At 61.7% G+C, this 14,702-nt stretch carries 17 protein-coding genes; 8 read left to right on the forward strand and 9 right to left on the reverse strand.

Annotated elements, in window-relative coordinates:
• Positions 1–56: 56 nt before the first annotated feature.
• The 6 genes from CO667_RS10470 to CO667_RS10495 form a co-directional block, all read right to left on the reverse strand.
• Positions 57–1,109 carry an alpha/beta hydrolase gene (locus CO667_RS10470; protein ID WP_097618309.1) on the reverse strand — a complete coding sequence of 351 codons (1,053 nt, stop codon included), beginning with the start codon at positions 1,107–1,109 and terminating at the stop codon, positions 57–59.
• A 117-nt stretch (positions 1,110–1,226) separates the two neighbouring features.
• A complete protein-coding gene (locus tag CO667_RS10475; protein WP_097618310.1) occupies positions 1,227–1,859 on the reverse strand; it encodes a hypothetical protein in 633 nt (210 codons plus the stop codon).
• Between the two features lie 112 nt (positions 1,860–1,971).
• Positions 1,972–2,097, reverse strand: a complete 126-nt coding sequence (ykgO, locus tag CO667_RS10480; protein WP_003566454.1) for a type B 50S ribosomal protein L36 — start codon at positions 2,095–2,097, stop codon at positions 1,972–1,974.
• A 164-nt stretch (positions 2,098–2,261) separates the two neighbouring features.
• Positions 2,262–3,338: a 5-(carboxyamino)imidazole ribonucleotide synthase gene (locus tag CO667_RS10485; protein ID WP_097618311.1), complete on the reverse strand. Its 1,077-nt coding sequence runs from the start codon at positions 3,336–3,338 to the stop codon at positions 2,262–2,264.
• Complete coding sequence (purE, locus tag CO667_RS10490) at positions 3,335–3,829, reverse strand: 5-(carboxyamino)imidazole ribonucleotide mutase (protein ID WP_097618312.1); 495 nt, start codon at positions 3,827–3,829, stop codon at positions 3,335–3,337. The genes CO667_RS10485 and purE overlap by 4 nt, the downstream gene beginning before the upstream one ends.
• 17 nt (positions 3,830–3,846) lie before the next feature.
• Positions 3,847–4,050 carry a YdcH family protein gene (locus tag CO667_RS10495; RefSeq protein WP_003566445.1) on the reverse strand — a complete coding sequence of 68 codons (204 nt, stop codon included), beginning with the start codon at positions 4,048–4,050 and terminating at the stop codon, positions 3,847–3,849.
• A gap of 227 nt (positions 4,051–4,277) precedes the next feature.
• Between CO667_RS10495 and CO667_RS10500 the strand changes: the two genes are divergently transcribed.
• Complete coding sequence (locus CO667_RS10500) at positions 4,278–4,451, forward strand: DUF465 domain-containing protein (protein ID WP_097618313.1); 174 nt, start codon at positions 4,278–4,280, stop codon at positions 4,449–4,451.
• 207 nt (positions 4,452–4,658) lie between these two features.
• Here CO667_RS10500 and CO667_RS10505 read toward each other — a convergent pair whose 3' ends face one another.
• Positions 4,659–4,919 (reverse strand): metalloregulator ArsR/SmtB family transcription factor, encoded by a 261-nt coding sequence (locus tag CO667_RS10505; RefSeq protein ID WP_003542830.1) that lies wholly within the window; start codon positions 4,917–4,919, stop codon positions 4,659–4,661.
• 67 nt (positions 4,920–4,986) lie between these two features.
• Positions 4,987–5,751, reverse strand: coding sequence for a sulfite exporter TauE/SafE family protein (locus tag CO667_RS10510; RefSeq protein ID WP_097618314.1), 765 nt, complete (start codon positions 5,749–5,751; stop codon positions 4,987–4,989).
• A gap of 107 nt (positions 5,752–5,858) precedes the next feature.
• Here CO667_RS10510 and CO667_RS10515 point away from each other — a divergent pair, with 107 nt between their 5' ends.
• Positions 5,859–6,512 (forward strand): thiamine phosphate synthase, encoded by a 654-nt coding sequence (locus CO667_RS10515; protein WP_097618315.1) that lies wholly within the window; start codon positions 5,859–5,861, stop codon positions 6,510–6,512.
• A 10-nt stretch (positions 6,513–6,522) separates the two neighbouring features.
• Complete coding sequence (locus CO667_RS10520) at positions 6,523–7,605, forward strand: tetratricopeptide repeat protein (RefSeq protein ID WP_097618316.1); 1,083 nt, start codon at positions 6,523–6,525, stop codon at positions 7,603–7,605.
• A gap of 25 nt (positions 7,606–7,630) precedes the next feature.
• On the opposite strand, the gene CO667_RS10525 is transcribed toward CO667_RS10520, so the two are convergent.
• The gene (locus tag CO667_RS10525; protein WP_179874110.1) at positions 7,631–9,373 is read right to left on the reverse strand and encodes a chemotaxis protein; all 1,743 of its coding nucleotides are present in this window, start codon (positions 9,371–9,373) and stop codon (positions 7,631–7,633) included.
• Positions 9,374–9,713: 340 nt separating this feature from the next.
• Between CO667_RS10525 and CO667_RS10530 the strand changes: the two genes are divergently transcribed.
• Genes CO667_RS10530 through CO667_RS10550 form a run of 5 tightly spaced genes read left to right on the forward strand, consistent with a single transcriptional unit; the run spans position 9,714 to position 14,691 of the window.
• Positions 9,714–10,043 carry an STAS domain-containing protein gene (locus CO667_RS10530; protein WP_065281217.1) on the forward strand — a complete coding sequence of 110 codons (330 nt, stop codon included), beginning with the start codon at positions 9,714–9,716 and terminating at the stop codon, positions 10,041–10,043.
• The gene (locus CO667_RS10535; RefSeq protein ID WP_097618318.1) at positions 10,040–10,408 is read left to right on the forward strand and encodes a response regulator; all 369 of its coding nucleotides are present in this window, start codon (positions 10,040–10,042) and stop codon (positions 10,406–10,408) included. The genes CO667_RS10530 and CO667_RS10535 overlap by 4 nt, the downstream gene beginning before the upstream one ends.
• Complete coding sequence (locus CO667_RS10540; protein ID WP_097618319.1) at positions 10,405–12,456, forward strand: chemotaxis protein CheA; 2,052 nt, start codon at positions 10,405–10,407, stop codon at positions 12,454–12,456. The genes CO667_RS10535 and CO667_RS10540 overlap by 4 nt, the downstream gene beginning before the upstream one ends.
• Entirely contained in the window at positions 12,453–12,962 is a 510-nt protein-coding gene (locus CO667_RS10545) for a chemotaxis protein CheW (protein ID WP_097618320.1), read from the forward strand. The genes CO667_RS10540 and CO667_RS10545 overlap by 4 nt, the downstream gene beginning before the upstream one ends.
• Before the next feature lie 31 nt (positions 12,963–12,993).
• A complete protein-coding gene (locus CO667_RS10550; protein ID WP_097618321.1) occupies positions 12,994–14,691 on the forward strand; it encodes a methyl-accepting chemotaxis protein in 1,698 nt (565 codons plus the stop codon).
• The last annotated feature ends 11 nt before the right edge of the window (positions 14,692–14,702 follow it).

The following is a 14,702-nucleotide window of genomic DNA, read 5'->3' on the forward strand; positions in this document are numbered from 1 at the left end:
GAGACAATGCAGGGGATTGGCTTTAAGCAAGGAGCTCGGTTTTGCAGCCGGAGACGTCAGGCGCCGCGCAGAGCGTCCGGCGTCAGTGACGATAGGGTTGCGCGCGTCTGCTCGCGCGAAGCGGCGAGCCTCTCCTCAGCCCTGCGGGCGGCCGCCTGCAGGTCGCGCGGCTTGCCTGATATCTTTTCCATGGCTGCGATGGCGACATCGGTTGCGAGATAGTCCGGCTTATGGCCGACGCCTCGTACGGTGATGAGTTCGGAGCCTGATATATCGCGGGCAAGGCCGCGCGAATGCAGGTGCTCCCAGACGACCTCGTCGCTGTCGCCCGTGATGATGACGGTCGGGGCGGTGATCTGCGAATAGAGCGGCGAGTATGCCTTTACATAGGCGAGCAGCCTTTTGAAATCGGCAGCGTTGTTGTGGAAGGCATTGGGCCGCAGCACCAGCGACGGACCGGTTTTTTCGATGTAGTCGGCCGGGCGTGGATTGGGACGAAAGACGTTCAGCGTGCCGCGCTCCAGCCGGCGCAGCCCGAGCGGCACGACGACCGCATGGTTGAAGAGCCAGCCGACAACAGGGGCGGTGGCGACATGATAGTACCAGTCGATGCCGCCCGGCCAGGGATGGGTGGCGGGTGCGAGAAAGAGCAGGCCTGATGTCTTATCGGGATGGCGCAGGCCAAAGGCGGCGGTGATCGCGCCGCCGAAGGAATGGCCGACGATAACAGCCTTTTCGATGCCGCGTTTTTCCATCAGCCTGGCGATGGCATCGGCCTGGCCGGAGGGGACAGCGTTCTCCGGGCCGCCGCGCTCGGAATAACCGTGACCGGGACGATCGACGAAGAGCATTTCCGCTCGGCCTTCGAGTGCGGCGCGAAAGGCGACGACCTGATCGAGCAGATTGCCGCTGGCGCCGTGAATGAAGACGAGGGCGGGCAGGTCGGCATTTTCGGGACGCGCGATATGGACGGCATTCATGCGGTAGCCGCCGACATCCGTCAGTTCGCCGATATTCGGATAGGTGTGTTCGAATTGCCGCGCCTTGTAGGAAGAGTAACCGATGGCGGCGGCGAGCGGGACGAGAAGAGCGGAAACTTCTGCAAGCATGATCTTAACGGGCGTGTTGCGGCGGTTTTACGAGGGGTGGGCGAAGCGCCGCACCGTTTTCTTCGACGGTTCTAAAATTGCGCGGCGTGATCCGACATCAAGATGTCAGCCGGGGAATCAGGTGCGGTTGCCGGCGAGTTTTTCGGCAAGCGTGTTGACCTGTTCCTGTGCGGTGCGTTCGGCGGGATAGACATCGAGGAAACGCTCCCAAGCCTTCAAGGTCAGCTGGTCGTTGCCGGAATTGCTGAGGATCGCCGCCATGCCGGAGAGCGCGCCGAAATGGCGCGGCTCGAGATCGAGCACACGTTCGATGTCGGACATCGACTTGCGATAATTGCCCATGACGAAATTCAGCGTGGCGCGACGGTTCCAGCTTTCGGCATAATCGGGCTTCAGCGCGATTGCCTCGTCGAGGAAATCGAGCGCGGCGGGATTGCGCTTTTCCTCGATCGCCTTGTCGGCCCATTGCATCAAGAGATTGATGGTGGCGCTGCCGGAATCGTTCCACTCCATGCGGATCTCATTGGCGATGCTGCTGGCCTTGTCGGGGTCGCGCTCACGCTTCAGCTGGCTGAAGAGCTGGTCGAGATGCTGCTTTGGCGAAGAGTTGACATCCGCCTGCTCGACGATGACGTCTTTCTTCTTTGCGGCCGGCTTTTCCGCGGCGGTGGCCGGAAAAGTGGCGGAGAGAAGGATGAGGGCGAGCGGCAGCGCCGCTGATGTCAAAGCAAAAAAGCGCATGGCGGACATATTAGCCCGCCAACGCCGAAGATCAAACAAATTTGACGTGATCACCGTAGCGACCCACCGGATATATCTGCCGGCGCAAGCTCACGCGGCAGGGCGATCCGGACGCGCGAAATCAGCCCTGACGAGCCTTGAAGCGCGGGTTCAGCTTGTTGATGATGTAGATGCGGCCCTTGCGGCGAACCAGACGGTTGTCACGGTGACGAGCCTTGAGCGACTTGAGCGAATTCTTGATCTTCATTTTTCTGATCCGCGATCTCTATGGGGGAATTCACATTCGCCCGTATCTTTAACAATCAAAAGCGCGCCATCGGGCGCGCTGTTTAGGTGGGGGAGCAGATACCTCTTCACCTTTTCCATGTCAACCGCATGAAGGTGTTTTTCCCAAGGCGCTGCGGTGTTTTCTCAGGTTAAAACCGGCGATTTCCGCGTCAAGGTGGTGATATGGCCCATCTTGCGGCCGGGGCGCCATTCGGTCTTGCCGTAGAGATGAACCAGCGTATCAGGACGCCGCAGCCAGTCGGGAACGGCAAGGATATCGTCACCGATCAGGTTCTGCATGACACAGTCGGAATGGCGCTCGGCATGGCCGAGCGGCAGGTCGGCAACGGCGCGAATGTGTTGCTCGAACTGGCTGACGACGCAGGCGGCTTCCGTCCAGTGACCGGAGTTGTGGACACGCGGCGCCATCTCATTGGCAATCAGACCGCCGTCGGCAAGCACGAAGAATTCGATGCCGATGACGCCGACATAGTTCAATGCGGCGAGGATCGTTTCGGCCGATCGGCGCGCGGCATCCGCCGTCGTTCGCGAGATCGTGGCCGGAACCGTCGAGGTGTGGAGGATGCCGTTGCGATGGACGTTCTCGGCGGGATCGAAGCAGACGACCGTACCGTCGGTGGCGCGGGCGGCAATGATCGAGACCTCGCGCTCGAAGGCGACGAAACTTTCGAGGATGAGCGGCACGCTGCCCAACGCGGCATAGGCGCCATCAGCGCTGTCGGCCGTCGAGCGGAAAACCTTCTGACCCTTGCCGTCATAACCGAGACGGCGGGTTTTCAGCACGCCCTGGCCGCCGAAATCCTTCAGTGCCGTATCGAGATCGGCTTGGCTGTCGACCGCGTGGAAGCGGGCGGTCGATATGCCGCAGTCGTTGAGAAAGCGCTTTTCGACGAGGCGATCCTGTGCGGCTTCCAGCGCCTTCGGCGGCGGATAGACGGGCACGCTTGCCGAGAGCGTCTCGGCGGCCATGACGGGCACGTTTTCGAATTCGTAGGTGACGACATCGCAGATATCGGCGAGTTCGGCCAGTGCCGCCGGATCGTCATAGGCTGATGTAATCTGCCGGTTGGCGAGTTGGGCGGCCGGGCAGTCCGTCTGCGGCTCGAGAATGACCGTGCGAAAATTCAATCTGGCGGCGGCAATGGCCAGCATGCGGCCGAGCTGGCCGCCGCCGATGATGCCGATCGTTGTTGCCGTCATAGGTCGTCCATCGGGTATTCGGCGACGGCAGCACTCTGGCGCTCGCGCCACTCGTCGAGCCGGTCGGCGATTTCTTCGTCGGAAAGGGCAAGGACGGCGGCGGCGAGAAGGGCGGCGTTGACCGCGCCGGCCTTGCCGATGGCAAGCGTTCCCACAGGAATGCCGGCCGGCATCTGCACGATGGAAAGAAGGCTGTCCTGGCCGGAGAGGGCTTTGGACTGAACCGGTACGCCGAAAACCGGCAGCGGCGTCATCGATGCGGTCATACCAGGCAGGTGGGCGGCGCCGCCGGCGCCGGCGATGATGACCTTGAAACCCTCCGCCCGCGCGCCCTTGGCAAAATTGACCAACCGGTCGACGGTGCGGTGCGCCGAAATGATGCGCGCATCATAAGGGATCTCCAGCGCCTCCAGCGTGTCGGCGGCGTTCTTCATGGTCTCCCAGTCGGACTGGCTGCCCATGATGATGGCGACGAGCGGTCTGTCTGTCATCGTTGCTGCTATTCCTCTCAGGCGATGATGTCAGGAATGATCTGATCTTCCAGCTTGGAGAGCCTGTCCTTGATGACGAGCTTCTTCTTCTTCATGCGCTGGATCCGCAGAGCATCGCATCCGATCTGGATCATGGCGTTGATCGCGGCGTCGAAATCCTCGTGCTCCTGGCGCAGCCGCGCCACCGTGAGCCTGATTTCCGCCTGTTCCTGATCGGCCATATGCATTCCCCGTTATCGTCCTCGGATCTTGTCCGATCTGCCGATGATTTCCGCAAGCTCCTATCACCAAATACGGGTAACGGCTAGTTAGTCTTGATCATGAAATTGCCATTCAGTCTTCATCTTTTGGCCTTCGACAAGCCTTCAAAAATATGTCACAGTCCGGCCGTTGACACCTTAATCCCCGACGATGATGGCCGGGGAGGGTAAGAGGAAGGAAGGGTCAAATGACAGTTCAAGCTCATCTTGAATCACTCCAGAAAAAGCATGTCGCTCTCGAGGAAGAGTTGCATACGCTCAGAACAGCTCCCTCTATCTCCGATACGGAAATTGCCGAATGCAAGCGCCGCAAGTTGCGCATCAAGGACGAGATTCAGCGTCTCAAGTCATCCGTCCACTGATCTTCCCAAGGGTCGCCGGTCGATCATCTTGCGAAAGAAAAGGTAAATCCATCCATTCCGCCTAGAATCAGCAAGACCCGGTGATTTCACACCAGATTTGCGCCAGCCCGATGCCTGCCAGCATTGCGGCTGGCGCTTTTGCGTCGCAGGCATCGAGCAGCGGTGCATTATATGCATCGCGTTCCATAAGGCTTAGGCGAACATGCCTTAAGCCCAGAACTGATCCAGCCATAAATTGAGCTTGTCGAAACCGCGGTTGTTGACCGTGTAGATGCGTTTCGTGCCTTCAGATGTCACCGAGACGAGGTTGCTGTCGAGCAGCGCCTTCAGATGTTGCGAAACAGCAGGACGGCTGATCGGCAGGCCCTCGGCAAGTTCGTTGACCGTCCGCGGTGCGCGGCGCAGCTCTTCCAGCAGAAACCGCCGGTTCGGATCGGCAATCGCAGAGAAAGGGTCCGTGTTCGACATAACGGGAACGCTACGTCAAACCGGCGGCCGCAGCAAGGAAATTGTGCAATGCAGCGTGGGGGAATCCTTACCAGCCAAGGCCCTCGCGCACGATCAGCAAGGCGGCGATCAGGGCCATCGCATACATGAACGGATAGAAGATTGCCGGCTGCATGCGGCGCACGCACCAGGCGCCGGCAAGGGTGGCGAGCGGCGCGAAGGGCAGAAGTGTCGCGGAGGTTGCAAGGTTCTGGGTGTCGAGCTGGCCGAGCGCGAAATAGGGGATCAGCTTGATGGCGTTGAGGATCGCAAAGAAGCGCACACTGGTGCCGGTATATTCGCGTGGCTGTAGCTTCAGCGGCAGGGCATAGATCTGAAAGGGCGCGCCGCCGGCATGGGCGACGAAGCTGCCGTAACCGGAAAATGTGCCCCAGAGGCCGGCGGCCACCGGCCGCTGGCCGCGCGGCGGAATGATCTTGCCGGCACCCGGGCCGTAATTGTTCCAGAAATAGCGCAGGCAGAAGAGGATGGTCACCGCGCCGATGACGATGCGCAGCATATTGCCCGGAACGAGCGCCGAGGTCGCCCAGCCGAGCGCAATGCCGAAGACCGCGCCCGGCAGCATGATCTTCAGCGTCGCCCAGTCGCCGTGTTTGCGCCAGATGACGAGCGAGATCATGTCCATGAAGACCAGGATCGGCAACAGGATCGCCGCCGCCTCGACCGGCGAGACGACGAGGGCGAGGAAGGGCAGGCCGATCAGCGACAAAGCGTCGCCCATGCCGCCCTTTGCGAGGCCCACCAGCAGAACGGCGGGCACGGCGGCGTAGTAGAATGACAAATCCTGCGGCATGCTTTCGGCGTCCTCCTCTTGCAAGCCTCGTCTAACGGAACTACTCACACAAAACGAGTGCGGATCCCTGATTTCGAGGGGGAATTCGCAGGAAACGGAAAGACCTCATGACCGAACCGGAAAACCGCTGCCGCCTTGTGCTCATCGCACCCGATATTGCCGATGCCGATGAGCAGGCGAGGATCGTCGCCGACGCGCTGAAGGGCGGCGATGTCGCTTCGGTGATCGTGCCGCAATATGGGCTCGACGACGGCACCTTCCAGAAACATGCGGAGAAGCTGGTGCCGCTGATCCAGAATGCCGGAGCGGCGGCGCTGATATCAGGCGACAGCCGTGTTGCAGGCCGGGCGAAGGCCGATGGCCTGCACCTTTCCGGCAATGCGGAGGCGCTTTCGGAAGCGATCGACAAACATGCGCCGAAGCTGATTGTCGGCGGTGGTAACGCAGCCGACCGTCATAAAGCGCTTGAGATCGGCGAAGTCAGGCCGGATTATATCTTCTTCGGCAAGCTCGACGGCGATATCAAGCCGGAGGCGCATCCGAAGAATCTTGCGCTCGGCGAATGGTGGGCCTCGATGATCGAGATCCCCTGCATCGTCATGGGCGGCACCGATCCGGCTTCGGCGCTCGCCGTCGCCGAGACCGGAGCGGAGTTCGTGGCGCTGCGGCTGGCAGTCTTCGGCGAGCCCGCCCGGGCGCCATCTATCGTCGCCGAAGTCAACGCGTTGCTTGACGAAAAAGCGCCACGGTTTGAGGATTGAAATCGCGCTCATGCCGATCCAGACCGCCCGCCTGTTGAAATTTATCCTTGCCAGCATGGCCGCCGTCGTTGCGGCCGGGCCGGATGTCGCCTTGGCGCAAGCAACGGATAGCGTCGTAAACCAGCCAGGCTCCGGGCCGACTTCGACTTTCCGCACCGACCGGCCAACCGGCCCGGTCGTGCGGCCCTCCGATGGTGTCGGCGTGTTTGATCGCATGGGTGCGAAGCTGCCGGACCTGCCGCCGGAAAAGGATTATAAGGGACCTGTCGACGAGGCTTACGGCGCCTTCCAGCGCGGTTACTACCTGACGGCAATGGACAAGGCGCTGCCGCGCGCCCAACTCGGCGATGCGGCGGCGCAGACGCTGATCGGCGAAATCCTGTCGCAGGGTCTCGGCGTCAAGAAGGACGTGAAGAATGCGGCCTTTTGGTACGGCAAGGCGGCCGAAGGCGGCGATGCGGCGGCCATGTTCAAATATGCGCTGATGCTGATGGAAGGCGAGGGCGTGCCGCGTGACAAGGTCAAAGCCGACGACTACATGCACAAGGCGGCCGAGGCCGGCAATCCTTCGGCGGAATTCAACTGGGCGCAGATCGTCGTCGCCGACAATCCCGGCGAGAAAGGGCTGAAGCTCGCTCTGCCGTTCTACGAGAAATCGGCCGAGCAGGGCATTGCCGATTCGCAATATGCCGTGGCGCAGATCTATGCGTCGCTGAAAGACCTGCCGGAGGAAAAGAAGCAGCTCGCCCGCGAGTGGATGGCGCGCGCGGCGCGCGCCGGCTTCGATACGGCCCAGCTCGATCTCGGCATCTGGCTCGTCAACGGCGTCGGTGGGCCGAAGGATTACGTCAAGGGCTTCGAATGGCTGAAACTTGCCGCCAATGGCGGCAACGTCGCGGCCCAGAACAAGCTCGCCCATCTCTACATCAACGCCATCGGCACGCCGCCCGACCCGGTCGAGGCGGCGAAATGGTATGTGCTGTCGCGCCGGGCCGGGCTTGCCGATCCGTCGCTCGAGGATTTCTATCTCGGCATCGAGGACGATCAGCAGAAGGCGGCGATCGAGGCCGCCAACAAGTTCCGGCGGCGATAATTAGTTGCCGGGCCTCCCGACCGCTTTAAAAAAGCGCGTCGGCGAAAAGATCCTCGTCGGTGTCGGCCTTGGGAGTCTCGGCGGGAGCGGGGGCGCTGTCTTCGCTTGCCGGGAAGATGTCGCGATGGATGTTGCGCTCCTGGACCATCGTGTAGGCCTTGAAGATCTTGCGGTCGAGCGGGGCGATCGCCTCGGCGAGATCGGAGATATCGACGACCTCGGTGCCTGCGGCGCTTTCGAGCAGACCGGCGCAGCGGGCAAAGACTTCGCCCAGATCGCGCTGGAAATCGAGCTTGCCGATCAGCAGGCTGATCTTGGTGGCCACCTCGCGGCCGTTCTCGGCGAGCACCTTCAGCTCGTTTTCCATCAAATTGGCTGCGGAGCGGATGTTGCCGACGGCCGACGTCAGGCTTTCTCCCAGACCGCCGGCCCCGACATCGGTGGCGGGGGCAACGCGGCCGGCTGCCGCTTCGAGCGCCGGCAGGCCGGTGACGATGGCATCGGCGGATTCGTCGAGCTTGCCGGCGAAGATGCGCAGCTCGGCGGTGACGACGTTGATCGACCTGCCTTCCTCGCCGAGGCGGCTGCAGCGCAGGTTGGTGTTCAAAGCCATGTAATGGATGTCGGTCTTGACGGCGCGGATGTTGGCGATCGATTCAAACAGCTTGGCGGCCGTGCCGATCGTCGACTGGCTCACCTGGTCGGCCTGCCGGCTTGCCGTGTCGACCTGCTGGACAATTTCGTGGGCGGCCGAAACGCTGGATTCCAGCGCGCGCATGAAATTGCCGCCGTCCTCGCCGCTCTTACCGCTCATCTGGTCGCGCAGCTTGAGTATCTCCCGCATGTCGTGGTCGAAACTGGCGATCGTCGTGACGACGTTCTCCGAATCCCGCTGGAAATTGGCGCACATGTCGCTCATCTGCGCTGCGGTCAAATGGTGGATGGCGTTCTGCAGGCGCTTGCGCGCACCGGCATCGAGCTTTGCGCCCTCCGCGCCGGCAAAGAATTCCTCAAGCAGTGAAAGGGTGGCCTGCACATGCTCGATGCGCTGACGGGTGATGTCTCCGATCTGCAGGGCAGAGAGCGTCGAGGCGACCTTGCTCTGGACGCCGCGGGCGATCGCGCCGACCTCACGGGCGACGACGCCCAGATGCTTGCGGTGTTGGGCGATCTTGGCGGCGTCGTCGCGCAGGGCTGCCGCGACGGCCGGAACGGTATCGGCGTAACCCTTAGAGACACTGGCGCTAAAGGAGGCGGCGAGTTTGACCTCCTTGTCGAGGCTGTCGAGATGCGTGGCGAAACGATTCACTTCATCGGTACCGGAATAGATTCGCTCCAGGATCTCCTGTGCGAAGCCGGCGAATTCGGCAAGGCCGGCGCCGGTGATCTTCACGGTCACGGCGAAAGTTCTGAGATAGCGCATTGTCTCCTGCATGTCGGAGACGTATTTGCGCAGCTCCCTGCCGGTCTGCGCCAGCGAGACGAGTGCCTGTTGACGATTTTCTTCGGTGACCGGCAGCACCGTCAGACTCTCCACCGTGGCACGGAGATCGGCGCCGGTATCGCTCGACTCGCTATTGTCGAGCGCCGCGGTGACGCTCTCGAGAGAATTCAACAGACGGTTGAGAACATCCATCACCGAGAGCAGCACGGTACCGCCTTCGAGAAAACGTTCTTCGACCCGGCTGCGGGCGGATTCCAGGGTCCGGCCGATGTCCCCCCCGGACATGTAGGCTGTAGCGGTCGGCGATACCAGAGCGTGTGCCAACATTTATACCTTTTCTTAAACACAGGCTAATCTGACTCTATTTTTACGGGTAGGATGGAAACGTCCGGTAAACGCGCCAGACTCGTCTGCGTTGTGATTAACGAAAGATGGATGGAGGCGCCGCTCGAGTCTCATGGTTGGTTAACATCGCTTAACCTACTGCTTTTATTTTATTTGTTCTAAATTTTGAGAGGAAAATACAACTTATTCCGGGTGAAAATTGGGGAGTCTCAGGACTCGTTATGCGGTAGTTTCATACAACCGCTGTTTACCCTGCATTAACGCTGTCGTGAGAGTCCTCTTAGGGTCATCAAGTATTTCTCTGGCCGAGGGGGCTGCGTTGGATACTCCAAAACAATATTACGAATCTATAAATTTGCCGGATTTGCTGAGTATCCGCTGCGCGTCCGAATTATATTCAAAGATTACAGATGAATTTCACAGCCGTGATGTAATCATCATCGAGATTCCCGAAAGTGCTGAAGCGGATCTGAGTTTCATTCAGCTCATCGAATCCGCTCGCCGCCAAGCAAAGGCCAAGGGAAAGACGTTCAAACTTTCTTCGCCGGCCAGGGGCTCGGTTCTGAAGGTACTTGAGCGCGCAGGTTTCATCGAATCCTTCGACAAAGAAGACGAAAATTTCTGGTTGCATAAAAAGGTGACATTATGACTGCAAATATCCTGACCGTTGACGATTCCGCCAGCATTCGCCTGACCACCAATGTCACGCTGACCAATGCCGGTTACACCGTCACCGAGGCCGCCGACGGGGCAGAAGGCCTTGCGAAGGCAAAGAGCAGCAGCTTCGATCTGATCGTGACCGATCTCAACATGCCGGTCATGGACGGGCTGACGATGATCGAGGAGTTGCGCAAGCTGCCGGCCCAGGCCGGCGTTCCGATTATCTTCCTGACGACGGAATCGGACGCCGATCTCAAGGTTCGCGCCAAGGCGGCGGGCGCAACGGGCTGGCTGACCAAGCCGTTCGACCCGGAAAATCTCGTGAAGATCGTCAAAAAGGTCCTCGGAAGATGAGTACGCTCGATCCGGTCGCCGTATTCCGCATGGAAGCAGCCGAATGCCTCGAAGCGATCGAGGCCGGTCTTCTCGATCTGACCCACGAGCTCGACAATAAGGATCTCGTCGACGCCGTGTTCCGCGGGCTCCACACGCTCAAGGGCTCCGGCGCGATGTTCGGTTTCGAGGCGCTCGCTGCCTTCACCCATCATTGCGAAACGGCCTTCGACCGGGTTCGTAAGGGCGAGGTTGCGGCGACCAGCGAACTGGTCGCCGCCGTTCTTGCCGCCCAGGACCATATGCGCGCCCTCGTCGACCAGCCGGACGCCGATCACGGCGATATCGGCCAGAAACTTCTGGCGCAGCTGCAGGCTGCCGTCGGGGGCAAGGCGCCCGCTCAAGCGGCGGCCACCGTTTCCGCACCCGCGGCCGTGCGCGAAGCGCCGGCAAAGAAGAGGAACAGCTGGCGCATCCGCTTCAGCCTGCCGGCCAATTCGATGGCCAACGGCACCAATCCGCTCGGCCTGCTGGACGAGCTGCGCGATCTCGGCGAATGCACCGTGCGCGCCAACAGATCGGCCATTCCGCCTCTCGACGAGCTCACTCCGACCGAACTCCATATTTCCTGGGACGTGACGCTGACCAGTGAGCAGGATCGCTCGGCGATCGACGATGTCTTCATCTTCGTGCTCGATGATATGGAACTCAGCGTCGAGGAGATTAACGGCGCGGCAGCGGCAACTGCCGCTCCGATCGAAGCCAAGCCGACATCTGCCCCTATTGCCGGGATATCGGCGGCGCCGGTTCCGCCGGCCGCCGTCCCGGAGTTCCGTCCCGTCGAGGCGGTTCCGGCCAGGCGCGAGGCGCCAGTCGCCGTCAGCCAGGCGAAGGCGGCCGAGAATGTCCGCGTTCCGGCCGAACGTCTCGACGAGCTGATGGACCGCGTCGGTGAGCTCGTCATCGCCCAGTCGCGCCTCAGCCAGCTCGCCAGCGCCAGCGCCGATATCGCGCTGCGCTCCGTCTCGGAAGAAATCGAACGCCTCTCCGGCGAGTTGCGCGACACGATGATGGTGCTGCGCATGGTACCGGTTGCCACTCTCTTCTCCCGCTTCCGCCGCCTCGTCCACGATCTCGCCCGCGAGACCGGCAAGGTGATTGAACTGGTAACGGAGGGCGAGACGACCGAAGTCGACAAGACGGTCATCGAGCGCCTGGCCGATCCGTTGGTGCATCTGGTGCGCAACTCGATCGACCACGGCCTCGAAACACCAGCCGACCGCCTTGCCGCCGGCAAGACCGAAGCCGGCACGGTGACGCTTTCGGCCCGCCAGGCCGGCGGCGAAGTGATCATCTCGATCAAGGACGACGGCCGAGGCATCAATCGTGAAAGGGTCCGCGCCAAGGCGGAATCCTCCGGCCTCATCCATCCCGGCCAGGCGCTTTCCGACTCCGAGCTGCTGCAGCTGATCTTCGCTCCCGGCTTTTCGACGGCAGCGGCGATCACCAATCTTTCCGGCCGCGGCGTCGGCATGGACGTGGTCAAGAAGACGGTCGAAGCGCTTCGCGGCGCGATCGACATCGTCAGCGTGCCGGGACAGGGTTCGGAAGTGTCGCTGCGTATCCCGCTGACGCTTGCCATTATCGACGGTCTGCTGGTGCGGGTCGGTTCCGGCCGCTACGTCATCCCGCTCTCGGCGGTCGAGGAGTGCCTCGAATTGTCGCTTGAGGAAGATCTCCGCTCGCGCGGTCGCAGCTTCATCTCGCTGCGCGACAGCCTGGTGCCGTTTCTACGCCTGCGCGACCTCTTCCGAACCGGCACCAAGCCCGACGTCCATCAGAAGGTCGTCGTCATCTCCACAGGCACGGAGCGCGTCGGCCTCGTCGTCGACCAGATCATCGGCGACCACCAGACGGTCATCAAGTCGATGTCGAAACTGCACAACGATGTCGCGACCTTTTCGGGCGCCACCATTCTCGGCGACGGCAGCGTCGCCCTCATTCTCGACGTCGGGCATCTGGTTGCCGCGGGTCAGCAACAGGAGGCGCAATTGCGGGTAGCAGGATGAGTGCAGCAGCAGCAGTCGAACGCTTCGACAATCATTGGAGCTATGCCGAGGAAGTCGAGGTCCTGACCTTCGATCTCAATGGCGAGACCTTCGCGCTGGAAGCGGTCATCGTCCAGGAAATCCTGGACCTGCTTCCGGAAACCGCGGTGCCGGGCAGTCAGCCCTTCGTCGCCAGCGTCATCAATTTCCGCGGCAAGGTCATTCCGCTTGCAGACCTGCGCCTGGCCTTCGGCATGGAGGCGGCAGAGGCGACGATCGACAGCCGCTTCATCGTCATCGAGATCGACCTGCAGGGCGAGCAGACGCTGGTCGGCCTCAGAACCGATAAGGTGAACGAGGTAACGACGCTTGCAAAATCCGCGAGCGAGGCGCCGCCGAGCGTCGGCATGCGCTGGCGTGCCGACTACATCAACTGCCTGGTGAAGAGGGGCGGAGAGTTCATCATTCTCCCCAATCTGCAGGCGATTTTTTCATCGAGGCACAATACGGCGCGCGCCGTCACTTGACGCTGGATGAAGTCAACATGGGGGTTTGACGATGCGACTGACAATCAAGACGAAACTGGTGACTGCGTTCACCTTCATCATTCTGATGCTCGTGGGCACCGCCGCTTACGGTGTCTTCAGCCTTGGATCGCTGAATGGCACGATCGACAGGCTTCTCGCCGGCCCGGCGGCTCGCCTCGATCTCGCGCAGCAGATCAATATTGCCCAGCTCGAGGCGATCCGCCAACAGAAGAACCTGCTTACGGCGCGCAGCGCAGACGAGACGACCGGCGCCATCGCGAAGGGCGATCAGGCTCGCAAGGACTTCGCCAATGCGTTCAGCCAGGTGCTGGCGCTGGCGACGGAAGAAGGCAAGGCGCGCTGGGCGCGCATCGCCGAACTTTCCAAGACCTTCGATGCGGCCGACGATCAGATCCGCGACTTTGTGAAGGCCGGCAATGCCGAAGGCGCAAACACCATCTCCGTCACGACGGCGCGGGCAGCTGCCAACGACATCGACTCGACGCTCAGCGAGATCCTGGCGCTTGAAAAGCAGCGCATGAAGGCTGCCGACGATGGCGCCCAGAACCAGTATGAGACGACGCGCACGACGATGGTTGCGGTCGCCGCCGTCGCCCTGCTGATCGCTGCTCTCACCGCTTTCTGGATCGCCAACACGATCAGCAAGGGCCTTGGCCGCGCCAACACCGTCGTTCGCGAAGTGTCGGAAGGCGATCTGACGAAGATGGCCGAGATCACCGGCCATGACGAAATCGGCGAGCTTCTGGGCAACGTCAACATCATGATCGAGCGTCTGCGCGGCGTCGTCGCCGACGCACTGTCGGCTGCCGAAAACGTTTCGTCGGGCAGCCAGCAGCTTTCGGCAAGCTCCGAGCAAGTGTCGCAGGGCGCCACCGAGCAGGCGGCTTCGGCCGAAGAGGCTTCCGCCTCGATGGAGGAGATGGCCGCCAACATCAAACAGAACGCCGACAATGCGGCGCAGACCGAAAAGATCGCCCGCCAGTCGGCCAAGGACGCGGAGATAAGCGGTGAAGCGGTGACGCGTGCCGTCGACGCCATGCGCACGATCGCCCAGAAGATCGGCATCGTCCAGGAAATCGCCCGTCAGACCGATCTGCTGGCGCTCAACGCCGCCGTCGAAGCGGCGCGTGCCGGCGAGCACGGCAAGGGTTTCGCGGTCGTCGCCTCGGAAGTCCGCAAGCTTGCCGAACGCAGTCAGTCGGCCGCTGCCGAAATCAGCGCCATGTCGAGCGATACGGTCAAGGCTGCCGCCGATGCCGGCGACATGCTCGGCCGTCTGGTGCCCGACATCCGCAAGACTGCCGAGCTGGTCTCCGAGATCAGCGCTGCCTGCCGCGAACAGGATATCGGCGCTTCGCAGATCAACGAGGCGATCCAGCAGCTCGACAAGGTGACGCAGCAGAATGCCGGCGCCTCCGAACAGATGTCGGCGACTTCGGAAGAGCTCGCCTCGCAGGCGGAAGAACTGCAGACGTCGATCGCCTTCTTCAAGGTCGATGCAGCCGGCAGCGCGCGGCCCGGCGCCCACAAGGCGCAGCCAAAAACTGCGGTCAAGGTGCTCAAAACCCCGGCCGCTGTCCGCAAACCGGCGCCGCAGGGCCGCGGGCAGACGGTTTCGGCGCAGCAGCAGCGTCTCAAGGGTTTTGCTCTCGACATGTCGATGGGCGGTCCTGATGCCGGCGACGACGATTTTCGGGAGAGCGCATAGCGCTCCACGGC

It is taken from the genome of Rhizobium sp. L43 (genome assembly GCF_002531725.1).
Lineage (GTDB): Bacteria > Pseudomonadota > Alphaproteobacteria > Rhizobiales > Rhizobiaceae > Rhizobium.